The organism is Shewanella sp. T24-MNA-CIBAN-0130, from assembly GCF_040310185.1.
Lineage (GTDB): Bacteria > Pseudomonadota > Gammaproteobacteria > Enterobacterales > Shewanellaceae > Shewanella > Shewanella psychromarinicola.
In genome coordinates, this window is record NZ_JBEOPP010000066.1 from 1 (window position 1) to 24876 (window position 24876).

General features: G+C 41.7%; 23 protein-coding genes. 14 read left to right on the forward strand and 9 right to left on the reverse strand.

Annotated features, from left to right (window positions below; translation table 11 throughout):
* Positions 1 to 367 precede the first annotated feature (367 nt).
* Positions 368 to 1249 carry a 23S rRNA pseudouridine(2604) synthase RluF gene (rluF, locus tag AAEZ02_RS19060; RefSeq protein ID WP_101032853.1) on the reverse strand — a complete coding sequence of 294 codons (882 nt, stop codon included), beginning with the start codon at positions 1247 to 1249 and terminating at the stop codon, positions 368 to 370.
* A 149-nt stretch (positions 1250 to 1398) separates the two neighbouring features.
* Entirely contained in the window at positions 1399 to 2304 is a 906-nt protein-coding gene (locus AAEZ02_RS19065; protein ID WP_502959598.1) for a DUF72 domain-containing protein, read from the reverse strand.
* Positions 2305 to 2519: 215 nt separating this feature from the next.
* Between AAEZ02_RS19065 and AAEZ02_RS19070 the strand changes: the two genes are divergently transcribed.
* Positions 2520 to 5567: a transglycosylase domain-containing protein gene (locus AAEZ02_RS19070; protein ID WP_351079158.1), complete on the forward strand. Its 3048-nt coding sequence runs from the start codon at positions 2520 to 2522 to the stop codon at positions 5565 to 5567.
* A gap of 82 nt (positions 5568 to 5649) precedes the next feature.
* On the opposite strand, the gene AAEZ02_RS19075 is transcribed toward AAEZ02_RS19070, so the two are convergent.
* The gene (locus AAEZ02_RS19075) at positions 5650 to 6090 is read right to left on the reverse strand and encodes a DUF3429 domain-containing protein (RefSeq protein WP_101032851.1); all 441 of its coding nucleotides are present in this window, start codon (positions 6088 to 6090) and stop codon (positions 5650 to 5652) included.
* A 316-nt stretch (positions 6091 to 6406) separates the two neighbouring features.
* On the opposite strand from AAEZ02_RS19075, the gene AAEZ02_RS19080 reads away from it, so the two are divergent.
* Positions 6407 to 6892, forward strand: a complete 486-nt coding sequence (locus AAEZ02_RS19080; RefSeq protein WP_157822216.1) for a GNAT family N-acetyltransferase — start codon at positions 6407 to 6409, stop codon at positions 6890 to 6892.
* A gap of 11 nt (positions 6893 to 6903) precedes the next feature.
* Here the strand turns inward: AAEZ02_RS19080 and AAEZ02_RS19085 are convergent, their stop codons facing one another.
* Positions 6904 to 7086 carry a hypothetical protein gene (locus tag AAEZ02_RS19085; RefSeq protein ID WP_124014212.1) on the reverse strand — a complete coding sequence of 61 codons (183 nt, stop codon included), beginning with the start codon at positions 7084 to 7086 and terminating at the stop codon, positions 6904 to 6906.
* 277 nt (positions 7087 to 7363) lie between these two features.
* Here AAEZ02_RS19085 and AAEZ02_RS19090 point away from each other — a divergent pair, with 277 nt between their 5' ends.
* The 3 genes from AAEZ02_RS19090 to gloA2 all read left to right on the forward strand — a co-directional run bounded on the left by AAEZ02_RS19090 (position 7364) and on the right by gloA2 (position 11518).
* Entirely contained in the window at positions 7364 to 8638 is a 1275-nt protein-coding gene (locus AAEZ02_RS19090) for a DEAD/DEAH box helicase (RefSeq protein WP_101032848.1), read from the forward strand.
* Between the two features lie 260 nt (positions 8639 to 8898).
* Positions 8899 to 10968: a PhoX family protein gene (locus AAEZ02_RS19095; protein WP_351124541.1), complete on the forward strand. Its 2070-nt coding sequence runs from the start codon at positions 8899 to 8901 to the stop codon at positions 10966 to 10968.
* A gap of 163 nt (positions 10969 to 11131) precedes the next feature.
* Positions 11132 to 11518, forward strand: coding sequence for an SMU1112c/YaeR family gloxylase I-like metalloprotein (gloA2, locus tag AAEZ02_RS19100; RefSeq protein WP_351089422.1), 387 nt, complete (start codon positions 11132 to 11134; stop codon positions 11516 to 11518).
* 201 nt (positions 11519 to 11719) lie between these two features.
* Here gloA2 and nrfD read toward each other — a convergent pair whose 3' ends face one another.
* The 4 genes from nrfD to AAEZ02_RS19120 all read right to left on the reverse strand — a co-directional run bounded on the left by nrfD (position 11720) and on the right by AAEZ02_RS19120 (position 14355).
* A complete protein-coding gene (nrfD, locus tag AAEZ02_RS19105; RefSeq protein WP_124014271.1) occupies positions 11720 to 12661 on the reverse strand; it encodes a cytochrome c nitrite reductase subunit NrfD in 942 nt (313 codons plus the stop codon).
* A complete protein-coding gene (locus AAEZ02_RS19110; RefSeq protein ID WP_124014272.1) occupies positions 12658 to 13344 on the reverse strand; it encodes a 4Fe-4S dicluster domain-containing protein in 687 nt (228 codons plus the stop codon). Before AAEZ02_RS19110 ends, nrfD begins: the two co-directional genes overlap by 4 nt.
* A gap of 6 nt (positions 13345 to 13350) precedes the next feature.
* Positions 13351 to 13815, reverse strand: a complete 465-nt coding sequence (locus tag AAEZ02_RS19115; protein ID WP_101032843.1) for a cytochrome c3 family protein — start codon at positions 13813 to 13815, stop codon at positions 13351 to 13353.
* Positions 13816 to 13890: 75 nt separating this feature from the next.
* Entirely contained in the window at positions 13891 to 14355 is a 465-nt protein-coding gene (locus AAEZ02_RS19120; protein ID WP_124014273.1) for a DUF2726 domain-containing protein, read from the reverse strand.
* A 526-nt stretch (positions 14356 to 14881) separates the two neighbouring features.
* Between AAEZ02_RS19120 and AAEZ02_RS19125 the strand changes: the two genes are divergently transcribed.
* From AAEZ02_RS19125 to AAEZ02_RS19160, 8 genes are all read left to right on the forward strand, one after another.
* The gene (locus AAEZ02_RS19125) at positions 14882 to 15841 is read left to right on the forward strand and encodes a LysR family transcriptional regulator (protein ID WP_351079200.1); all 960 of its coding nucleotides are present in this window, start codon (positions 14882 to 14884) and stop codon (positions 15839 to 15841) included.
* A 1096-nt stretch (positions 15842 to 16937) separates the two neighbouring features.
* Positions 16938 to 17792, forward strand: a complete 855-nt coding sequence (locus tag AAEZ02_RS19130; RefSeq protein WP_351124545.1) for an AzlC family ABC transporter permease — start codon at positions 16938 to 16940, stop codon at positions 17790 to 17792.
* Positions 17789 to 18091: an AzlD domain-containing protein gene (locus AAEZ02_RS19135; RefSeq protein WP_101032841.1), complete on the forward strand. Its 303-nt coding sequence runs from the start codon at positions 17789 to 17791 to the stop codon at positions 18089 to 18091. Before AAEZ02_RS19130 ends, AAEZ02_RS19135 begins: the two co-directional genes overlap by 4 nt.
* 89 nt (positions 18092 to 18180) lie before the next feature.
* Positions 18181 to 19626 carry a UDP-N-acetylmuramate:L-alanyl-gamma-D-glutamyl-meso-diaminopimelate ligase gene (gene mpl, locus AAEZ02_RS19140; protein ID WP_351124548.1) on the forward strand — a complete coding sequence of 482 codons (1446 nt, stop codon included), beginning with the start codon at positions 18181 to 18183 and terminating at the stop codon, positions 19624 to 19626.
* A gap of 26 nt (positions 19627 to 19652) precedes the next feature.
* Positions 19653 to 20315: a flavin prenyltransferase UbiX gene (locus AAEZ02_RS19145; RefSeq protein ID WP_351079208.1), complete on the forward strand. Its 663-nt coding sequence runs from the start codon at positions 19653 to 19655 to the stop codon at positions 20313 to 20315.
* A gap of 7 nt (positions 20316 to 20322) precedes the next feature.
* Entirely contained in the window at positions 20323 to 20853 is a 531-nt protein-coding gene (gene hpt, locus AAEZ02_RS19150) for a hypoxanthine phosphoribosyltransferase (protein ID WP_101032838.1), read from the forward strand.
* 68 nt (positions 20854 to 20921) lie between these two features.
* Positions 20922 to 21857: an ABC transporter ATP-binding protein gene (locus tag AAEZ02_RS19155; protein WP_351089430.1), complete on the forward strand. Its 936-nt coding sequence runs from the start codon at positions 20922 to 20924 to the stop codon at positions 21855 to 21857.
* Complete coding sequence (locus AAEZ02_RS19160; RefSeq protein ID WP_124014277.1) at positions 21857 to 22627, forward strand: ABC transporter permease; 771 nt, start codon at positions 21857 to 21859, stop codon at positions 22625 to 22627. The genes AAEZ02_RS19155 and AAEZ02_RS19160 overlap by 1 nt, the downstream gene beginning before the upstream one ends.
* 114 nt (positions 22628 to 22741) lie before the next feature.
* On the opposite strand, the gene AAEZ02_RS19165 is transcribed toward AAEZ02_RS19160, so the two are convergent.
* Positions 22742 to 23734 (reverse strand): integron integrase, encoded by a 993-nt coding sequence (locus AAEZ02_RS19165; RefSeq protein WP_351124551.1) that lies wholly within the window; start codon positions 23732 to 23734, stop codon positions 22742 to 22744.
* A 309-nt stretch (positions 23735 to 24043) separates the two neighbouring features.
* Between AAEZ02_RS19165 and AAEZ02_RS19170 the strand changes: the two genes are divergently transcribed.
* Positions 24044 to 24802, forward strand: a complete 759-nt coding sequence (locus AAEZ02_RS19170; protein WP_351124555.1) for a hypothetical protein — start codon at positions 24044 to 24046, stop codon at positions 24800 to 24802.
* The last annotated feature ends 74 nt before the right edge of the window (positions 24803 to 24876 follow it).

Genomic DNA, 24876 nt, shown 5'->3' on the forward strand with positions numbered 1-24876 from the left:
TGCTGACACGCTCGGTGATACAATTAATGATAACTTTCAGAAATTAAAACCTGCAGTTTGAATTCACTTGAGTATATGCTTTAACTAATATTGTAGAAAATCTATGCGAACCCTAACACGCATTATATAAATAGAAAAGAATTTTGTGTGAATTTTATTCAGTGTTATTTTTTTAGTAAACTATATAGGAATATGTTTTTGTTAATATTTACACAGTAGCTGTTCCTTTTTATAGCACCCAAAATACAAGCCTACAGACTTTAAACCTATTGCATACGGTAAAGTGACTGTTTTTCGGTGTAAACCATATTTTATATCTTAAACCCGATATTAAGGATGTTGTGGTTGTTACTGCATATGCTTGAGCTTAACGTTTCGGTTTTCTTGAATGGCTGACTTTACCTTTATTTGCGGTTGGCTTTTTAGGCTTAGCCCCTCTACCTTGCATAAAGTGTTCTGGACCTTCAATTTTATCTCGTAAGCTTTGGTTAGGTTTTTTCTTGGCTTTTTTGGGCGAATTTTTGACTTCAGAAGATGAGTGTTCAATCAATTTCATTAAGGTGCTGAGTTCTTGTTCGTCTAAATCGCGCCACTCTCCTACAGGCAGCCCTTTAAGTGACACATTCATAATTGACTGACGTTCAAGCTTGGTGACTTCAACGTTAAAATGTTCACACATGCGGCGGATCTGACGATTAAGGCCTTGAACTAAAATGATTTTAAATACGAACGTTGAGACTTGTTCAACGCTGCACTTTTTAGTGGTGACACCCAGCATGGGAACGCCTGCTCGCATGCCTTGTAAAAATGCTTCAGTGATAGGTTTATTAACCGTGACCACATATTCTTTGTCGTGATTGTTACCTGCGCGAAGGATTTTATTGACCAAGTCACCATTGCTAGTGAGAAATATTAACCCTTGAGAATCTTTGTCTAAGCGACCTATTGGAAATACTCGTTCACTGTGGTTAACAAAATCGACAATATTATCGCGTTCGGTGCTTTCGGTAGTACTGACTATACCAACAGGTTTATTTAGCACGATAAAGATTAAATCTGCTTCATCACGAGGGGCGATATCATGACCATTAACTTTGACTTTATCGCCTAATTCGACGGCGTCACCAATTTTGGCTCGTTTGCCATTGATAAAAACATTACCTTGTTCAATGTAGCGGTCTGCTTCACGACGTGAGCAAACGCCACTCTCACTAATGTATTTATTTAGACGGGTTGCAGATTCACTCATTGTGGTTCCTTTATCAACATAAACGCGCTGCGAGGGCAGACCTGATCGGCGCTGATAATATCATAAAATAGCAGCACAAAGAGCTAACAGTTTATTATCCCCAGCAGAGGTTATCATCTGAATTCTGGCCTATGTTATAAAAATGAGTCTTACAAATCAAAGCCCAGTTGCGTTGTGGTGTGCTGATGCTGAGGTAATAGGTTTATGTCGGCCAGTGTTGATGTGCTGTGAGCCAACTGCTGTTGTAGTAAACGGTATAAATCGACGGCCAATTGCGGCGCATCGTGATTGTCTGGGGTGTGGATAAACAAATAGGGTTGCTTGTGTTGCGCGATCCATAAAGGTAACTGTTTAAGCCAGTTTTGGAAAAAGTGCACGTTGGCCTCTGCTTGCGGATGACCAATAAAGCGTACTACTGGATTGCTGGCCGTTGCGATTGCATGCACCGGCACATTGGGTTTTTTTTGATGAGCATCGATCACTGCAGAGGTCGTTGGTGGGGCGGCGAATACTGGGCGCGAGTCCATAATAATACGATTGCATTGATGGTTTATCAACAAACGGTTTAATGCTTTTTCCGCTTCTCCTTTGGCAAAAAAGGCGCTGTTACGCACTTCTACCCCATAGGTTAACCCTTGGGGTACTTGAGTTAAAAACTGCGCTAATTGTGGCAAAGATGAGGGGCCAAAGCTGGCGGGAAGTTGAATTTTCCACATCCCTGTTCGGCTCATAAGGGGGTCCATTACCCTAAAAAATTGTTGTAAGGCTGGGCCTGCATGCTGTAACCGTAATTCGTGGGTGATATGTTTGGGCAGTTTAAAGGTAAATTTAAAATCGTCATGGGTTGCGGCATGCCAATTTTGGACATTTTGTAATGACGGCGTGGCGTAAAAGGTGGTATTACCTTCTACGGTATTAAATATTTGTGCATAGCGCGCAAGACGATGCGCTTGGCTATTGCCGTATATTGTTTTTTGCCATTGATTTTGTGACCACATGGCTAAACCTAATCGTAATGGTGGATAGGTTGTGGGAGTTGAAGTGCAGCTATCCAAAATAATCCTTAAATTAGCGGTAAGGGCTTTTATATAAAAACACCGATATTGTGGCAATAAAGGCTTAAAAAAACAGTATTTAGTTATTTTGTCTATATCTAATGGCTTTATCCATCTGATAAAATTATCACAAATCAGATCCGCTATGTGTTGAACATCTCAACCAAAAGTATAATGGTGCATTATTGTGATTTTATGCGTTACATGGAGAGTTTGTGTCTAGTCCACATCCTGACAGTCAGTTTGATAATTTTCGACCTAATACATCTTCCGCCAAACCGACTCCGGTTCGTCGCAGTAAAGCGGGTTGGTTATTCATAGTATTATTGTTAGCAACGGCTTATCTCGTCGAATTTGAGGTGCGGACATCGTATTATCAATCTTATTTTTTGCATCAATATGCCACCAAATTAACCTATACATTACGTGATTATCGCAGTAATGCGGTAATTTACCCTAAATATGGCCCGTTTGATGATCGCCATGGTTATAGCCAATTACCGCAGAAAATAGCCCGCTTAATTGAGCGTAATTATCAAATTACTCAGCAAGTGGCGTTTTCACCGATGTTGATGGATTATACCAACATGGGTTTTTTCCCGCCGTATCATGAAAAAGCACAATCAGGCTTATCGATAAAAGATTGCCGTGACATGACGGTATTCGATTTCTCATATCCTAAACGTGTTTATCAACACCAAGATAAGATCCCCTATCAAGTCATTAACACACTATTGTTTATTGAAAACCGCGAAATGTTGAGTCCAGAAGCTAACTATAATCCTGTGGTTGACTGGCCTCGGTTTGTGCTGGCTGGCGCGAGCCAAGTTGCTGGCAGTTTCGGGGCTGATATGTCTAAAGCGGGAGGCAGTACTTTAGCGACTCAAATTGAAAAATTTAGACATTCTAATCATGGTCTAACCTTGAGTATCAAAGATAAGCTATTGCAAATTGGTTCCGCAATAGTGCGAGTGTATCAGCAAGGTGAAAGCACCATTGGCGCTCGTCAACGCATCGTACAAGATTATCTCAACACAGTACCATTATCATCAGCTCCCGGTTTTGGTGAAGTCCATGGTATTGGTGATGGTTTATGGGCGTGGTTCAAAACTGATTTTAATCAGGCTAATCAATTATTATTGAGCCATCATACTCAACAAAATGCGGCACAGCGCGGCAAGGTGTTTCGTCAAGTCGTGGCATTAATGATAGCCCAGCGTCGGCCGTCGTATTACTTACTTCAAGGCCATGACAATTTAGAATCGTTAGTAGACAGTTATTTACGTTTATTGGGCAGTGATGGTCTGATTGAAACGCAACTAATGGTGTCGGCACTTGAGCAAACATTGCAATTTAACACCAGTAAGTTAGCAACCACTAACGTATCTAACAATAAAGGTATTAATGCGGTACGAATTCGTACTGCTGGGATGCTGGGGTTAAGTTTGTATGATTTAAATCGCTACGACTTAGCGATTAACAGCACGTTCCATGGTGATATACAGCAACAAGTTAGCGATTACTTACGCAGCTTAGCCTCTGAGCCAACCGCTGAGCGTATTGGATTGCTGGGTGAGCGTTTACTGTCCGTGCAACAGTTAGATAAAGTACTGTACAGTTTTACGTTGTACGAGAGTACCGACAGTGCCAACCGCGTTCGCATTCAAACCGACAGTATTGATCAGCCGTTTGATATCAATGAAGGCAGTAAATTGGAGCTAGGTTCAACGGCTAAATTACGGGTGTTAGCCACATATTTAGACATTATTGCCGAGTTACAACAGCGTTTTTCGGCCATGACGGTGGCTGATTTGCGCCAAGTGGATGTGGAACGTAAAGACCACATTACGCGTTGGGTCGTCGATTATTTGATGACGACTCGAGATCGCAATTTAACCCGGATGTTGGATGCAGCCTTACTGCGTGAGTATTCGGCCTCACCAAATGAGCGTTTTTTCACTGGTGGTGGTTTACATGTATTTAATAATTTTAATAGCAAAGAAAACAGTCGCGTACCAACGTTATATCAGGCATTACAAGAGTCAATAAACTTGCCATTTGTGCGGCTAATGCAAGACATTGTTAATTACAGCAGTAGTTATAACAGCGAAGGCAGTGTGTCGCAGTTATTGCGTAACGACAAAGATCCTCGTCGTGAAGAATACCTCAAAGCGTTTGCTAAACGTGAAGGCAGTTCGTTTGTAAAACGTTTTTATCGCAAATATCGTCAGCTGGCCCCAGAGCAACGCCTTGAGGTGTTGTTTGACGGGATTCAACAACAAGAGCATAAGTTAACGGCTGTTTATCGCTATTTAAAACCCTACGATGGCGTCCAAGAGTTAAAGGCCTTTTTAGTCAAACGCTTACCCGCAAAAGACTTTAGCGAGAAACAAATTAATCTGCTGTACAACAAATACGGTGAAGATAAATTCAACCTTGCGGATCAAGGTTATATTGCTCGGGTGCATCCGTTAGAACTGTGGGTATTGCGCTATTTAAATGACTACCCAGAAACCGGCCTGAGCCAAGTGTTAGAAGACGCGCAACCGCAATTACAAGAAGTGTATCGTTGGTTATTTCGAACCCGCCATCAAAATGCACGCGATGTGCGTATTCAAGTGATGTTAGAGGTCGAGGCCTTTTTAAGCATTCACCAACGTTGGGTAAGAATGGGTTATCCGTTTGAATACATGGTACCGTCATTGGGGTCTGCATTAGGTAGCTCGGGTGATAGACCTGCGGCGCTGGCTGAGCTAATGGGCATTATTCAAAATGATGGTTATCGTTACCCAACGGTCAGAATTGATGAATTACAGTTTGCTAAAGACACGCCTTACGAAGTGACGCTAGCCAACGACAAGCAAATGATCACCCGCGTAATGCATCAAGAAGTGGCCCGCGCGTTAAAGCGGGCGCTGGCAAATGTGGTTGAAAATGGTACTGCCAGAAGGCTCAAAGGTAGCTTGTTGGATAACAACGGCCAACCTGTGGTTATGGGCGGCAAAACCGGTACGGGTGATAACCGCATAGCGACTGAAATTCGTAATGGCCGCAAAGTGTCTTCAACGGCCATTAACCGCACTGCGACGTTTGTGTTCTATTTAGGCGATCATCATTTTGGTACCCTAACGGCGTTTGTGCCAGGGGAGAAAGCTGACGACTTTAGCTTTACTTCAGCACTGCCATTACAAGTGCTTAAAGGCATGATGCCTATTTTATCACCGATGATAAACCAGCAAGAGCAGTGTCAAACTGGCTTATAAGTTTTTGAGTTGAGCTATTTTGTGTGACAAATAAAAAGCTCATGCTTAGCTGCATAGGCTTGTTATTCGATTTAATCTTTTGCTAAACGCCTAACAGACTGAGCATGACAACCACATGGCATGTTACGGCGACAGAGGTTAATATTGTGCGTAATGTGAGATAGCCGTTGGTGGTTGATAATTGTTTGGCTTTAAATTCAACATATAATAAATACAGATGACCACTAGCGAGCAGAATAAGCGCGGATAATACAAACGGAGTTAACAGTGCAATCCAGCTTGCGAGTGCGATAATATTACTAATAATAAGTAACTTAGCGATATTGTCATCTAAGGTTAAGATTACCGCTTTGCCCCAAAGTGAACCGGCAACAAAACTTAAAATAATGGCACTGTAGCTCACAAATCCCAATATAGTATGTTCGGGTGCTAATAGACTATGATTGAACGCCAACACACTGAGAATAATAAAAGGTAAAAGGCCAGCAAAGCCTAACCATTGCCACGTTTTAATGCTTTTCATCCTGTCATCCTTTAATGCATCTTGATACGATAATTCATCGTCAAGCGTGTCGATAAATGAGAGTAATAACCTCAATACTGGATAATAATTGTTTATTAAACAGCCCTTTGTTTCGCGATCTAAGGTGTATCGGCTTACAATAGGCCTGCTATTGATGCGTCAATACGCTATGTTAGCAAAACACATGGCAAGTTTGAGATTGAAGACTTGAAATAAACCCGTTTTTTTAACGATTGATCTCATCTCTTATACAGATTTGAGGTTATATATAATATAAATGATCTTGGTGACACAACATAGAAAAGGCGAACCTGAAATGAATATTTCTCTTCATCCCATTACTGAAGCGGATTTAGATATATTGTTTGAATTTGAACACGACCCTATTGCTAATAAAATGGCAGATTTTCCGGCGCGTAAACGTAAAGCTTTTAACCTGCATTGGCAGCAAAAAGTATTGGCTAATGAAAAGGCTATAGCACAAGGGATTTGGATAGATGATGTTTTAGTGGGTAATGTCGTATCGTGGATTAATACCGACTCAGCCGCAAAGACCGACCCGCAAATGCGTTTAGTGGGGTATTGGATTGGACGTGAACATTGGGGCAAGGGCATTGCCACCAAAGCAGTGGAAATGTTTTTAAAGGAATTTATTTCGAGCCCTGTTTTTGCTTATATCGATAAACAGAACCAAGGCTCAGTAGCAGTAGCGTATGCCAATGGCTTTTTCGACGTTACAGCGCAGTATTCGCAACTCATCAGTAAAGACAATTTACGTTTATTCAGACGTGGTAACGTTTAACATTTAGTGGACTAATGATTGCTGCCGCCACATCCACCACAACAACTGCCACCATTACCTTCTTTTTTGGCAGTGTTTTCAGTTTGAGGCGCTTTGGTTTCTGTTGCATTCGTGTCATCGGCTTTAGGTGCCACATTGCTAACAGGTTCAGTTTGCTTGGCTGGCTTGAAAATACCGCTAATTGAAAAACTCATGGTAATACCTCGTAGTAGAGTCACTTGGTGGAATTTCGTGGTGAAAGCTTATGACGAAAGCTAAACATGCTTATTATTTGCATGTATTTAATTGTATAATTCCTACTTTTTTAGTCAAGTATTATCTTTCGCCATAAGCCTAACGTACTTGAGATGTGCTCAACATCACATTTAAGCGCCACTTTTATTGACGAGAATGCTGGCAAGTAAAGCGTAGAGCCTTTGTTTTGACCTGGATGAGTGTGGTAAACAGGCCATCCACATGTTTGGAGTTTGTATGTCTTTTGCCGCGTTATCATTAGATACCTTTTTGGTTAATCGCTTAGCTGAGCTCAATTATCAGCAACCGACCCCTATCCAATTACGCGCTATTCCGGTCATTTTAAGCGGTAAAGATGTGATGGCGGGAGCGCAAACAGGTACCGGTAAAACGGCTGCCTTTGCGTTACCAATACTGCACAATATATTGAGTCGACGTAATGTATCTATTGATCCCCATAGCGGTGCAGAAACACCCAGCGCCAAAGCGGTAATTAGCTGTTTAGTGTTGGTGCCCACGCGCGAATTGGCCCAACAGGTACAGTTGAGTATCGAGCAATACGCCAAAGGCAGTGATATTGGCTGTGTGATGGTTTATGGCGGGGTGAGTATTGGGGCTCAGGTACAACAATTAGCCGCAGGCACCGATATTCTTGTAGCAACACCAGGGCGTTTATTGGACTTATTACGTAAGCGCGCATTGTCGTTGTCGCAGTTAACCCATTTGGTATTTGATGAAGCGGATCGCATGCTGGACATGGGCTTTAAAGATGAAATTGTCGAGGTACTCAAGCGCTTGCCAAGTACACGGCAAACCCTATTATTTTCAGCCACCTTAGATGATCGTATGCTCAGCTTTAGTCGCCGTTTATTGCGCTCGCCGCAAGTGATTGAAGTGGCACAACGTAATACCACCGCTAGCCATATTGTCGAGCGGGTATTTAATGTCGATGCCAACCGAAAGTGCGCCATGCTGTGTCATTTAATTGCCCAAGAAAGCTGGCAACAAAGCTTGATATTTTGCCGTACTAAACAAGGCGCAGACGCATTGGTTAAGCAAATGAAGCAAGCTGGCGTAGCTGCAGAACCGTTTCATGCTGATCTGACTCAAGCCGTGCGCGAACAAGTGTTGGCTGCTTTTAAAGCGGGTGATGTGACCGCGTTAGTTGCCACCGATGTGGCTGCAAGAGGGTTAGACATTAACGAGTTAAATTTTGTCGTTAATATGGAATTACCGTTTCAAGTTGAAGACTATGTACACCGGATCGGCCGAACGGGCCGAGCGGGTAAGCAAGGCCAAGCTATTACCTTATTAAGTGTTGATGACGAGCCGTTACTGACTAAACTCGAAGCCTTTTTAGACCGCCGTTTACCGCAGCAATGGCTGGGCGGATTTGAGCCAGACCTTAATTTGATCGCTCCGGTTACCCGTAAAACAACTAAATCTGCATTAAAACAACAAGCACGTAAAAAAGCCCTAGCGGCATCATCTACTGGCGCTAAAAAACGCTAAAATCTATTTTTATGAGTCGTTAATATTCGTATTTAGTCATCTGTCGTTAGTCGTTAGTCGCCAGTATTAGAATTAGAGTGTGTATTAGAGTGTGTATATTGATGTCATCAGATGCTGCGGTATCCTGATTGTCTTTTTATTGCCACATTTTTGTCATCCAGTTTGTACCTTGTTGTCACATTAGACGCTTATGTTAATTAACAAATAATTATACCTAATATTTGATCCGTTTTTTTTCAGAGCATAGCTAAGGACAATTTATGAGCAAGGCGACATTTGATCCAACTCGTTTTAACAACAGCAAAAATACTCCTTTCAATGAAGTGATGGATAATCATCTATCTCGTCGTAATTTTGTTAAGCGTGGTCTAGGCCTTAGTGCGATGACTGCGTTTGGCGGATTCGGATTAAGTGCTTGTGGTTCTGATAACGACACCGCAGCGCAAACCCCGACACCGCCTAGTGCCGCTACAGCGCCAGTTGCACCAATTCAGAGTTCTGCGGTATTAGGCTTTGAGTCTATTGCAGGGTCTAAAACCGATGCTGTGGTGGTTCCTGCAGGATATTCAGCTTATGTGCTAGCGCCTTGGGGAACACCATTAAATTCAAAAGCGGCAGCATGGAAAGCCGATGGCAGCAATACCGCTATAGACCAAGCAAACTCTGTCGGGATGCACCATGATGGTATGCATTTCTTCCCGCTGAATGATGCGGCAGATGACGGTTTATTGTGTATCAACCATGAATACATCGACCAAGATGCATTGCACCCAAGCGGCCCAACGTTTGATGCTGATGGTAAGCGCAGCGTTATTGATGAAATCCGCAAAGAAATCAATGCCCATGGTATTTCAGTTGTACGGATTAAATTAGTCAACAACCTATGGCAAGTGGTCGAAAACGACAGCCATAACCGCCGTTTCACCGGCGCAACCGTGATGGATATCGCCGGTCCGTTAGCGTACAGTTCATACCTTGAAACGCGTTATTCTCCCGACGGCAGTCAAGCGCGCGGTACCTTAAATAACTGTGGTAATGGTTATACGCCTTGGGGCACTTATCTAACCTGTGAGGAAAACTGGCCAGGATATTTTGTTAATAAAGGCGCGTTAACCGAGCAACAAACTCGAATTGGTATTTCTACCTCTGATACTCGTTATGGCTGGAACCATTTAGCCGGTGATGACGACGAGCGTTTAGACGAGTTTGCTCGTTTTGATGTCACGCCAACAGGCTCAAGCGCGGCGAACGATTACCGTAACGAAGCTAATGGCCACGGTTATATTGTTGAAATTGACCCATACAATCCAAACTCTCGCGCGACTAAGCGTACTGCATTAGGTCGCTTCCGCCATGAAGGTTGTGCCTTTGGTAAGCTTGAAGAAGGCAAACCCATTTCATTCTACTCAGGCCATGATTCACGTTTTGAATATTTATATAAATATGTCTCTGACGCAGCATGGGATCCCGTCGATGCCAATAGCACAAATCGCTTAACGGTAGGCGATAAGTACATGAATGCCGGGATCTTATATGTGGCTAAGTTTACTGAAGACGGTATCGGAGAGTGGCTACCGCTAACATTAGATGGCGTGACGACAGACGGTAGCACCCTTGCTGGTACTTTTGATTCGCAAGCGGCGATTATCTTAAATACTGCTGGCGCGGCGGATTTAGTTGGTGCGACACCGATGGACCGTCCAGAGTGGACAACGGTTGATCCGTTTACCGGCACTGTTTACTTAACGTTGACCAACAATACCAAGCGTACCGACAGCACTAACGTTGCTAATCCCCGTTTAAACAACAGCTTTGGTCATGTCATTCGTTGGAATGAAGGTGATTCGGCTACTGAGTTTAGCTGGGATATCTTTGTCTTTGGTTCACCTACTGATGGTGATGCCGAAACAAATTTATCTGGCTTAACGGACTTAAACCAGTTTGCCAGTCCAGACGGTGTATCGTTCGACCAACGGGGTATTTTGTGGGTACAAACCGATAACGGTGCCTCTGAAGTTACTGAAGCAACCAACGATCAAATGTTGGCGATTGTACCTTCGGCCATGCTTGATGCCGATGGTAACCAACAAGTGGTAACGGCTGAAAACCAAACCCAGCTTAAGCGTTTCTTTGTTGGCCCTAATGGTTGTGAAGTCACCGGTTTTGCGATTACGCCAGACTACACCACAGTATTTGCTAATATTCAGCATCCTGGCAACTGGCCATATTCTGATAAAGCTGACCAAGCCACACCAGCTGGCACTTTGGTGCGCCCACGTGCCGCAACTGTAATGATCCGTAAAAATGATGGTGGTGAAGTGGGTATATAATCCGCTGCCATAAATGGGCGGTCACTTAGTGACAATCTAACGCTCAATGATGTAAATCGCCCATATGTAAACTAGGATAAAACCCTGATAGACTTGCGCTATCAGGGTTTTATGTTTTGTGTATAAAGCGTTTTTTGCCAAAAATAGGTTTACAAGGACAGCCATGTTAAACGGAATTCATCATGTCGCGATTATTTGTGCCGATTACCCACGTTCAAAAGCGTTTTATACGCAAGTTTTAGGGCTTAAGATTATTGCTGAGCATTACCGCCAAGCCCGTGATTCTTACAAACTTGATTTAGCCTTACCCGATGGCAGTCAAATTGAATTATTTTCGTTTAATGGCGCGCCGCCAAGACCCAGTTATCCCGAAGCACAAGGCTTGCGTCATTTAGCGTTTAAAGTCGATGATATTAACTCGGTGGTGGTTCATTTGCAGGCTTATGATGTGGTGGTTGAACCGATCCGTATCGACGAATATACCGGCAAATACTACACCTTTTTCAGTGATCCAGACGGCCTACCGTTAGAGCTTTATCAAGTTAGTTAACGTCAGTTATTTAAACAACTTTTTCTGATGGGTATTAATCCTGTTACGGTGACAGAGCTTTATCAATTGAATTAACGTCAGTTATTTAGACGGTGGTTTCTGATGGGGATTAAACCTGTTATCAGCTAATGACAAGGTGAGTGATTCATTCTGTTACGGTGACAGTCCGCTTGTTAATGCGTGCCATCACCGTTTATGAGGCTAATTTACCACCATTTGACCAGTATAAAGCACAAAGTTACGTAACAGTATTACACCTAATAAGCTCAGACAGGCGGTTCCGGCAACATAGGAATACTTGCGCTTTGAAGTGGCAGTCATAAATAAATTCATCGCTAATGGTGCCGACAATCCTAATCCCATAATACCGAACCAAAATACCAATCCCCAAAAGCCTTCACCGATAGCATTAAATGCTGCTACCTTGCTTTGACCACCACTGAAGACTAAACCTAAAAAGAAGGTAAATATAAGTAACATCTCGCCTAATATCAGTGGGATCTCTACTTTATGGATAAATCGCACTTCCTGACCATTAGGACTACCTTTAAGTAACACACCACCCAGTAGCGATGCTGCAGCACCTGAAGACAAGCCCGAAACTAAAAACAGCAGGGGTAACACAGGGGTATTCCACATAGGGAAGTGAGGTTGAGCCGATAATAGAAATCCGGTATAGGCCCCTAATGACACAGAGAATATGACCAGTAAACCGGTGATACCTGCTTCATAACGGGCTAGCATACTCGTTAGTTTACCGACAATGGGTAAACGGGTTTTGCAAAAATCATCAATAGGTTGTCGGAATGTTATTGCAATCCAAGCATACATAAACACTTGATAAAGCATTAAGATCAACACCCCCATAGACATCACTGAGGTGGGATTATAAAACACCAGAATTTTCCAAAAATCCCAAGGTTTGGTTAAATCTAATACCAAGATCCCCAAGCCTGCTAAGACGGCAATCGCCGCAACAATACACGCTGCTTGGACAAATCCAGACTGATAAGCTTTTTCTTTAAGGCAAACATGTTTTAGCAACACCGCAAAGAACATTGCACCTGCGGATGCCCCAGCTAAAAACAGGTATATGGCAATGGGCCAATGCCAGACCAAGGTGTCAAAATGGAAAGCACTCATAATATAATCTCCCCTTGCTTCGCTTTGATACGAAAGAGTTTAGGTCGGGTGCCTAAATCTAGTTTAGAGCGCTGAGTCGGATTTGCCTTCAATAGCGCAACCAGTTCAGACTCGGGATCTTTAAGATTGCCAAACACCAGTGCTTTTGTAGGGCATGCTTCTACACATGCTGGCTGTTTACCCTGTTTGAGATTGGTTTCACGGCAGAAGTCACATTTGTCCGCTGCTTTGGTCACTGGGTTAATAAATCGCACTTCATAAGGACAGGCTGCAATACAGTATTGGCAACCAACACATCTATCGGCGTTGACCGAGACAATACCGGTTTCTTTATCGATAAAGGCGGCACCCGTCGGGCAGACGTTAACGCAAGGCGCATCTTCGCAATGCTGGCAAGAATGTCGAGTAAAATGATAAAACTGATTAGGGTATTCTCCAAACGGGCCCAATCTTTCGATGCTTAGCCGCGTAACGCCCTCGGGTACATGATTAACTTCTCTACAGGCTTCCACACAAGCATTACAGCCAATGCATTTGGTCTCGTCGTGAAGCATGGCGTATTTTGTATTGTTTGTTCCTACGGCCGTTTCGGCATTGGCCTGGTTGCTACTGAGCGGATATACCGACACGCCGGCAACCAATGCGCAGGTGCTTTTAAGGAAATGTCTTCTTGAATTTTCCATGATTAGTTACCTCTGCACCGTGTGGCAGTTGCGGCACACATTACTGCGATCTTTTACACTTAACCCCATCATAGGGTCAGATTTAGGATGCAATTTATGGCAAGATGTACAGCTCGTTTTTTGTGCGTGTACGTTATGAGTCCACTCTGCTTTGGCTAATTTTTTAACGGTATGGCATTTAAGACATACGCCATTTTTAGCGTCAATTGTGATGTCGTTTTCCGAAGAGAACACCATCAAATCATTAGGCTTCCTAGGGTGATTGCCTTTTTCACCATGGCATGAACTGCAGCTCATTTTTAGCCGGTCTTGGGCATGATTGCCTTGCATTGAGCCATTGCGTTTATGGCATTTCATGCATGAGTCATTATTAATTTGCTCAGTAGAGTCCGCGCTATTTGCTTCATGACTGATAAGTGTAAGCGACAATAAGCCTACATATAACATCAGTAGCCAGTAATTCCGGGACATAATCAGCCCTCTTTACAATAATTGATTAATACAAAATATCGGGTGAAAACAGTTTGTTATCACCCGACAGGGTCTTCATACCGGTAGGGATTGCTTTAGCATTTGCATGTCGTAAGGTTTGCCTCGAACGATTTCAACTAACTTAATGTTGAATTTTTCGAACAAACTTTTTGCGTTAGCATCATCTTGCTCACTGAAATCAGAGATAACTAATTTCACTTCTGACGAGTCATGGTCAATCACAACATAATCGAATCGCGCATGATTTTCGGCTGCGGTTTGGGCATCCATTTCAAACACGGTATCGATTGGAACGTTGCAACAAACGTCATATTTTCCTCCCACCATTGTTTTTAGTGATTTTAAAAAGTCAAAGCTTTGAGTATCAAAAAGCATTTTCTTAAACTTAATTGCGTGATCCTCTGTATCAGGTTTAAAGAACTTTATACAAGTCATAATGAAAACAACCAATATAAAAGGAACTGCGATAAACAACACAGAGTATATAAACGCATAACTTAAAAAGACTGAAGTAATCATATAAGCCTCCAAAAAAATCAGTTTTTAATTTATTGTTTTATGAATCATCAATACGTCATTGATGTACGATTAATACTATCCTTATGTTTAATTAATTAATTGATCGTAATCAATTAAATGAGGTGATTTTAATTTATTTGATTGTAGTTATGATCTGGCTCTTATTGCTTTTATTGGTATTATTAATTAATAGGTTATTGTTTTTGATTAATCAAATTAAGTAATGGCATTTGTCATTTAGTTTTAATTAAAGATAGTGAAAATAATAAGTGATAAATTAATAAACTAAAATGTGTAAATGCAACTTATCAAAATCTATTTTGTTAAATCGGATATTTCAGTTCCTGAAATCAACGTCCGCAGCTAATGTATCGTTTGTTCAAATTTAATATATGATAAATGATATTTAAAATAACTCAAATTTAATGATCTGGAATAAGTAATAGGTGGAAAATTAAGATAATGTTATGAATTATTAGGGGAAAGGTAGAATATTAGGCTATATAACTCAAAAGGAGCGTTTCAGATGAGACAGATTGACTTAGATAAATTAGATTTATTAACATTGACTATATTAGTGAGCCTTTATGAAAATAAGTCCGCCACTCATGTTTCTAGGATTTTGGATGTGCCAGCTTCAAAAATAAGTCGTTGTTTACAAACGGCAAGATCTATTTTTGGTGATGAACTCTTTATAAGAAGAAAATATGGATTAGTCCCCAATGATTTTGCCGGCAAAATTTATCCGATTGCAAAAGAAATTGTTGATTGCTCAAAGAATTTTAATCGGATGAATAGTTCAGAATCGTCACATAGTCGATACTTTGAATTGGTTATGCCTGGAATGATTGCTTATGCCTATCCACGAGCATTAATGCAAGAGATTAAAGGTCATCATAAAGACATTCATATCAATGTGAGTAACTGGAATAGTCATTCCCTAGAGAACGTTGCGAATGATCCTAACAGTATTGTTACATTTTGCTGCAAAAACCCAGAAGAGATCCTTTGTTTCAACCAAAATTTGCAGATTGAAATACTTGCGACATTTACCCAATTATACTTAATAAGTTGTAAAAACCATCCCATTTTAAAACAAGAAATCAACTTAGAAAGCATTGCTTCATATCCTTATATCAATACCTTTATCGGGATCCAACCAGCAACACTTAACCCATTTCAGGAGTATTGTCGGATTAAGGATTTGCCTCTTCAGAACGAAATGACCATTACTGGCGTATCTTCTTTATTTGATTATCTTTCAGATTGTAAGTCACTGGCTTTGACACCCTATAAAGCGGTTTACGATATGCTAGATGAGGACTCTGGTTTACATGCTTGTCAGTTATCTGAATGTGAAGTAAATCGTATTTTTGAAGTTGCAGAACCATTAAAGCTAGTCTTAGTGACTCATCCTAATGCAGAAAATGAAGATGCTACGTGGTTAAAACAGCAGATCCGCGAGTTAACCCATGAGCTTGTTTGAAAAATAAAGCCTACGCAGTTGTTGTTTACGCTATAAATGCATTATCGATATATGTTTCGATGTGAGCCTGCATATTTCATTTTTGTCTTACTATTATCTTTTTTCTGACTATCATCTGTTGGCCATTTGAATCGTTAATCGCTATTGAATAATGATTTATTTTGCTGTAGGAAGCTATTTAAAATATAGCATTAACTTAAATTTTCGAATGAATTTGAGTGAATGATTTTAGCTTAAATCTTTAAAAATTAACTCCCGAGTATTTTTTATATTCTATTTTTTGATTTACAAATTAATTTTCAATATGCATATTAATTACATCTTATGTAATATTTTTGCATGCATTTTATTTACTTGTTCTATAGCCGTTAATTTTGGGGTTTTTGTTAATGCTATAAATGTATAATGTGGTATTTGTCGTTATCGATAATAAATATGTAAATTACATATTTATTATACTGCAATTTAGAAATGTAAAATATTTGCGGTAATCTTGGTGATACTATCGATATTTGATAAATGTAAATGGTAAATATAAAAATATAGATATTATTTTTAAGGTATGCAATACAAAGGAATAAGAGGTTAATCGTTTTATCACAAATGCTATTAAAGCTTAAGCTAATATAGCTAAGTTGGCATTATCCTTTAGTTACTCGTTAAATCCAAATTCAGATAATATTACTAATCATCAATTAGACTGATTTATTGATGAATTCATGCATTTATATCTTGTAACAGTAACCGTATGATTATAAGTAAGTATTTTTTATATTATCGTTAACACTTGTTGTTAAACATGAATACATGTGTCACCGCATGGAGTATTGCGACACTTAGCATCAATAACCCTAAACTGACCCACAAAACGCTAGGTTTAGGATCAATGAATAGCGGGCCACATCGATATGTTTATCGAGCAATTGATAACAGCAAAATGCTTTATTGATTAACCGATATCGTCGTAACATCCCTGATCAGTTTTCAAGCGCTTTATAGACATATTTACGCTAAGCTAATTTTCTTGTCTCCCATTGTTATGTACTGGGGAAAATCACGATATGAGTCAATGGCTATAAGTAAATAAGGATATGACGTGGGCACAGCTGAGTTAACTTCGATTACACCAACCAAAAGCCGTTCTTTTCTAAAAGGAGCATTAGCGGTGATGCCGCTTACAATAGCCGTGGTCCCTTGGGGCATTCTAGCGGGTTCATTTGCGCTCGAAGTTGGCCTCACTCCTGTTGAAAGCCAAGCGATGTCGGCCATTATCTTCGCCGGCAGTGCCCAATTGGTCGCCCTTGGGATGATAAAAGCCGGTATTGGTATCGGCAGTATTTTGATCACCACCTTACTTATTACCTCTCGGCATTTACTGTATGCCATGGCCATGCGCACTCATATTAGCCCGTTACCGCTTAAATGGCGTTTAGGCCTGGGCTTCTTGCTCACCGACGAACTGTTTGCTATAGCCAATCAAGCTCATAAAGGTGATACGCCAGCGCAACATCAGTTTGATCGCTGGTATGCTTTAGGCGGTGGCTTAACCTTTTATATCGGGTGGAATATTGCCACTTTGCTCGGCATTGTCGCAGGTCAGTCTATCGACAATTTAGATGCGCTGGGGCTCGACTTTGCCATCGCAGCCACCTTTATCGCCATTGTGGTGCCAACAGTTAGCAAGCCATCTATTTTGGTGTGCGTATTAGTGTCGCTTACCTTAGCGGTGGTGTGCGCGGTATTTACCATTCAAGCAGGGCTGCTTATTGCGGCAATCTCGGGCATGGCAGCAGGCATGACTTATGCCAAACTCACTAACGAGGGTAATTCGGGCAGCGGCGTTTCAAATAGCGCTCATTCGGGGTCGTCTCAATCGGCCGCAGCTCATTCAGTTACTGCTGATCCGGCCGCAGAAAGCTCAGTTACAGTAAACAAGGATGAAAACCTATGACTTGGCTGATTATTTTAGCAATGGCTGTGGTGGTATTTACCAGCAGGCATTTATTACTTGAGCCTAAACTGCCCATTCGCTTAGGTAAAAACACCTTAACGTTTTTAAGTTATTCAGCCCCTGCGGTACTGACCGCCATACTCGCGCCGATTGTGTTTGTGCCAGAAGGCCAACTGGCTATTAGTGTGCACAATCCTTATTTAACCTGTGCGCTGGTGGCGACAGTGCTGGCTTACGTGACCCGCAACACCTTGCTAACGACAGTACTCAGTATGGGATTGTTTTTTATTTTGTATTAGCCCCAAATAGATGGCAAATTGTTAACTGACATTCTGCAGCGCAATAGATTAGAATAACCGCCATATTACGGATCAATTAGAGTTGAGTCATGCACGTACACATTTTAGGGATTTGTGGCACTTTTATGGGCGGTTTAGCCCTGCTTGCCCGCGCAATGGGCCACAAAGTGACGGGTAGCGATGCCAATGTTTATCCGCCGATGAGCACCCAGCTTGAACAGCAAGGTATCGAGCTAATTCAAGGCTTTGATCCTGCGCAATTAGGCAAAGAAGGCGACAATCAACCAGACCTAGTGGTTATTGGTAATGCCATGAGCCGGGGCAATCCTTGTGTTGAAGCCGTATTAAATCGCGGCATAAAATACACTTCCGGACCGCAGTTTTTGTCTGAACATATTTTGCCAGAACGTTGGGTTTTGGCTGTATCTGGTACCCACGGTAAAACCTCTACTTCAAGCATGCTCGCGTGGATCCTTGAATATTGCGGTTATCAACCCGGTTTTCTAATTGGTGGCGTGCCGCAAAACTTTGGCGTATCAGCTCGTTTAGGTCATTCGCCATTTTTTGTGGTTGAAGCCGATGAATACGACAGCGCCTTTTTTGACAAACGCTCTAAGTTTGTTCATTACCATCCACGTACGCTAGTGATCAATAATCTTGAATTTGATCATGCCGACATTTTTGCCGATCTCGCGGCTATCCAGCGCCAATTCAATCATGTTATTCGAACGGTACCTGGCGAAGGCAAGGTGATTTGGCCTAGCGATGTTGAAGCGGTACAACAAGTGATTGATATGGGCTGTTGGAGCGAACAAGAAATTTATTCTAAAGCCGCAACCATAGCCACGGATGTCGCCCATCATCCCGTCACGCCTTCAGCGAGCCAAGGTGAACCGAGTGCTTGGCAGTCGCGTACTATTGCCGACGATGGCCATGAGTTTGAGGTGCTGTTAAATGGCACATCGCAGGGGAGTTTAAACTGGGCTTTGATAGGTCAACACAATATTGAAAACGCCATTATGGCGATAGCGGCAGCACGCCATGTGGGCGTAGTACCAAACCATGCCATTGAAGCGCTAACACAATTTAGTCCACCAAAGCGTCGTTTAGAGCTATTAGCAACAGTCAATGGTGTGTCGGTGTATGACGATTTTGCTCATCATCCCACGGCCATAGCCACCACACTTCAAGGGTTACGAGCCAAAGTAGCTAGCAGTAACAATGCTAATGCTAATGGTAAAATTATTGTGGTGCTAGAGCCGCGCTCAAACACCATGAAAAGCGGCGTACATAAAGACACCTTAGCCAATTCGATGGCATTAGCCGATGTGGGCTATTTATATCAAGCAGACAATATTGATTGGGACATAAACGCCAGTATGGCCAATGCGCCCATCCCGGTAACTGTGTGTCACAACATTGAAGACATTATTGCCTCGGTAGCTAATACCGCAAGCGATGGCGATACCGTGGTGATCATGAGTAATGGGGGCTTTAACGGTATCCACCAAAAAATTATTAAGGCGTTAGCGTAACCGCTATCACCAACAGAGGGGACAACATGGCCTACGCCAAAAAAGCCAAAGCAATCAGCCTCGCCTGGACCGGAGCGTCTGGCGCACCTTATGGCATTAAGCTGCTGGAATGTTTGCTAGCGGCCGATTACCAAGTCTTTTTAATGATATCCAGTGCGGCGCGTGTGGTGCTCGCCACCGAACACGGTTTGCAACTCAGCGCCAATCCTGACAAAGCCAAAGCGCAGTTATTACAACAGTTAGCAAACTCTGATGAACCACCCAAAGGCGAGTTAGTGGTATTAGGCAAGGATGAATGGTTTTCGCCGCCAGCATCGGGTAGCGCGGCACCGAAACAAATGGTAATTTGCCCGTGTTCAACCGGCACATTAGCGGCCGTGGCGACCGGAATGAGTAATCATTTGCTCGAAAGAGCAGCAGACGTAGTATTAAAAGAGCGCGGCCAATTGATATTAGTGCCACGAGAAACTCCCTTTAGTGCCATACACTTAGAGCATATGTTAAGCCTAACGCGTAACGGTGCGACCATCATGCCAGCGGCGCCAGGCTTTTATCATAATCCCAAATCAGTACAAGATCTGGTAAACTTCATGGTTTCCCGAATACTTGACCATTTGGGTATTGACCACGACTTAACGAGTCGCTGGGGATACGGACATACTCAGCTACATGACGACATCGACAATTGAGAGATTTATGAAGCACACAATTGAAATGATGATTTCTGAAGCAGAAATCAATAAAACCCTAGACCAATTAGCTGAACGTATTAATGCCCATTACGCCAACAGTGAACGCTTATTAATGGTTGGCTTATTAAAAGGTTCAGTCGTGTTTATGGCCGATTTGTGTCGCCGGATCAAAGGCCATGTCGAAATCGATTTTATGGCAGTATCAAGTTACGGCAATACCATGAGCAGCTCTCGCGATGTGAAAGTACTTAAAGATGTGCAGTCAGACATCGCCGGTCGTGATGTATTGATTGTTGAAGACTTAATCGACTCCGGTAACACGTTAAATAAAGTGCGCGAAATGTTGTTATTACGTGAGCCTAAAAGCTTAGCATTATGTACCTTAATCGATAAACCTGAACGTCGTGAAGTTGACGTGCTAGTCGATTTTATTGGCATTACCATCCCTGACGAATTTATTGTGGGATACGGTATCGACTACGCAGAGCAATATCGCAACCTGCCTTATATCGCAAAAGTGGTACCGTTAGATTAATACGGTATTCTTTGCCAGACTCCCGCACAGGCGGGATTTTTTGTTTTCATCGAGTAGAGGATTTCAACATGGCCGATAACGCCAATGCTTTAGTAATTGATAACCTTAAAAAAATCTATAAAGGCGGTGTCGAAGCCGTTAAATCAATCAGTTTGACGGTAAAGCAAGGCGACTTTTTTGCTCTGCTTGGCCCCAATGGTGCAGGTAAATCTACCACCATAGGTATTATCAGTTCGTTAGTACAAAAAACAGCGGGCTCGGTGACGGTATTTGGTTTTGATATAGATAAGCAACTCGAACATGCCAAGTTATGTATTGGTTTAGTACCGCAAGAATTCAACTTTAATCAGTTCGAAACAGTGCAACAAATAGTCGTTAACCAAGCGGGTTACTACGGGGTGCCAAAAGAGGTTGCCTTAGTGCGTGCTGAAAAGTACCTAAGCCAATTGGATTTATGGCATAAACGCCACGCGCAAGCACGTGAGCTATCCGGTGGAATGAAACGCCGTTTAATGATTGCCCGTGCCTTAATGCATGAACCTAAATTGTTGATTTTAGATGAACCTACCGCCGGAGTAGACATTGAATTACGTCGCTCAATGTGGGACTTTTTAAAGCTAATCAATCAACAAGGCGTGACCATTATTTTAACCACTCACTACCTTGAAGAAGCCGAAATGCTCTGCCGCACCATAGGTATTATCGATAATGGTTTACTGGTTGAGTGTACGACCATGAAGGCATTGCTGAGTAAGCTTGATGTTGAAACTTTTATTTTCGATTTACGAAAGCATCTCAACGCCGCGCCGCAGTTAACCAACATGACTTGCCGTTTAACGGATGATCACACATTAGAAGTCGACGTGGCTAAATCGAACAACATTAATGAGTTATTTACCCAGTTGACCGCGGCCAATATTGAAGTATTGTCGATGCGCAACAAAGCCAACCGCTTAGAAGAATTGTTTGTTGAGCGGGTAGAAAAAGCCAAGGAGTCAAAATAATGAACCACCTGTATTTTGTGGCTTTTAAAAGTATTTTAACCAAAGAAATTAATCGCTTTACCCGTATTTGGATCCAAACGCTAGTGCCGCCAGCGATTACCATGACGTTATATTTTTTAATTTTTGGTAACTTAGTCGGTAGCCGCATCGGTGAAATGGGCGGCGTGAGCTATATGGAGTTTATTGCCCCTGGTTTAATCATGATGTCGGTGATCACCAGCTCATACTCTAATGTGGCCTCATCGTTTTACAGCGCCAAGTTTCAACGTAACATTGAAGAAATCATGGTGGCACCCGTACCCCATTATGTGATGATAGCCGGTTACGTTGGTGGCGGTGTCGCCCGCGGTTTGTGCGTTGGCTTAATTGTTACCGTGGTGGCGATGTTGTTTGTTGATATCTCCTTGCATCACGTTAGCTTGGTTATTTTAACCATGTTTTTAACCTCAGTGTTATTCTCACTTGGTGGCTTAATTAATGCGGTGTTTGCCAAAAGCTTTGACGATATCAGTATTATTCCGACGTTTATTCTGACCCCGCTCACCTACTTAGGCGGGGTATTTTACTCGTTATCGTTATTGCCACCTTTTTGGCAAGGCGTATCGGGCTTAAACCCTGTGGTGTACATGATCAACGTATTCCGCTACGGATTTTTAGGTTTTGCTGATCTCAGCGTACCGTTATCCATCGCCATTATGCTGGGCTTTTGCGTCAGCTTATGGACACTGGCTTATTACTTGATATCGCGCGGTATTGGGTTGCGTAGCTAATACGTAACAAGCAGAAAATGAATTAGAAAGGACTCGCAAGAGTCCTTTTTTGTGGGTGTAATTTAGAAAATATTTACCTTGTAGACTTATTCACAGGCGGGCTAATTATCACTTTTAACTGTAATCCATTGGGCTTTGTACACCTGTTTGGTGTAAACCTGCAACATGGGTATAGATTTGGGTTGTTTTTACATCATTATGGCCGAGTAATTCCTGCACGGTTCTTATATCGTGACCACGCCTCAGTAAGTTTGTTGCAAAAGAATGCCTAAAAGTATGAGCGGTAATGCGTTTAGTGATCGTCGTTTTCTGAACTGCTTTTTTTAATGCCTTTCTAAATGTTGTTGGGTCAATATGATGTCTGCATATGTAGCCATTAACAGGATGCGACACGCAGTGAACCGAAGGGAAAAGGTATTGCCAATGTAATTGTTTGGCGCTTGTTCCAAACTTTTTGAGTAAGCTAGGAGGTAATGAAGCCATCCCTAATCCCTGAGACAAATCGTGAGCATGAGTCTCTCGCACGTGGCACATCTGCTGCTGTATGGGATCAATGGTCATTTTAGGTAAAATACAAACTCTATCTTTTTTACCTTTACCTCTAAATACAAAAAGTGTTCGATTTTCAAAATCGATATCCTTAAGTCTAATACTTAAAGCTTCAGTTAATCTTAACCCTGCGCCATATAATAAACAGCCAATCAGTTGGTATTTACCGTGTAAATGGTCGATGACCTGTTTGGCCTCTGCATCATTTAAAACCTGCGGAATTCGAGTTGGTGCTTTTGCATACGGGAACTGCAAATTGTCGGTATCGATGGCTAGTACATGTTTAAACGCAAAAACAAGGGCGCAAAGGGCTTGCTGTTGTGTACTGCTGGAAACACGCCGTTCGTTTGCTAAAAAACATAAAAACTGTTCAATATGTGTAGGTAAAATATGTTTTGCAGCAGTAAACTTAAAATATTTTATAAAATAACGGTTCCAATAAAGGTATGATTTTTCAGTTTGGTAACTGTAATGCCTCACTCGAATTTGTTGTCGAATTGCTTCTATATATCCTGCTCCCGCCATAACGTCCCCCTTTATGTTATCTGTACTGTACATCCATACAGTTATAATGGGTTTTGAATGAATTGCAATAAAACGTGTACAAAAAACAATCTAAAGTGCTAAAGATGAATCAATAGATAAAACCTAATCTATTGATATTAGGTGATTAATTTTTTTAGTATTTAATTCCGACACTTTTAACGCGCAATCGAAGTTTTATATCGGAGGTTAAGAGTCATTAAATTGCTTTACATCAATGAGATAGAAAATGTAGGATGATATAAATCAATAACTTAAACGGTCGGCTTTATCGGTCGAGCCGTTCAATAAGCTGTTAGTTGCTCGTGAGATAATTAGGCATATATGATAAATCCTTGGGTTAGATTCGACGATATTGAAGAGAAAAGAAATGGGTATTACGTTGTGTATAGTCCTGTTTTTACCGGTCAGGAATTTGCGATATTAAATGTCAATATCTATGACTCAAAGCTCACGGACAATATCCAAAAAATCGCAGAATCAGAGTTAAAATATTGGGCTTTGAAATATCCGACTCCCATAATGCTAATGATCTCTAACAAAACTGATGAAGAGTGGCGTACTAAAGATAAATTAGGACACGATTTTTTGCTTGGCTACCTCAAACTTGGAAAAGTAATATTGTATTGTGATGAGTCCCCAGAGGCTGAAAAACCTGATATAGATCTCTCAAAAGATAGCTTAGCCAAAATTTACTCTAAGTTAAGGTTTTCTACATATGAAGAGGTTGTAGCTAAGCAAAACACTGAGGTTAAAAGTAGAAAGCTATTCTTGCTTATTCTAACATTATGGGCTTGTGTTATACCTGCTCTGATAGCTTTTCTTGGTTGGTCTAATCCTATTGTTTCATTTATGGCGCTAGCTTATAGTTTGTATGTCGCATTTAATAAAGGTTTAGAACTTTGGGGGCGTAAGAAAAAATCAGAAAAAGATTTAGCTGAAGAAAAAGAGCAATTAGCGAAAAATCACCACCACTATCATTGCCAACTAAATCCTGAAGCATTTCTTAGATTAAAAAGTGACAACTTCAAAAAAGAGCGTTTAGAAAAAGAAAGAAGTAAAATTGCGAGTATGAGCAACTAACAAATAAGGATAGGCCGCGCGAAGCCGCGTCCTTATCCCAAGTGTTGAACAAGCCCGAACACCGAGAGTGACTC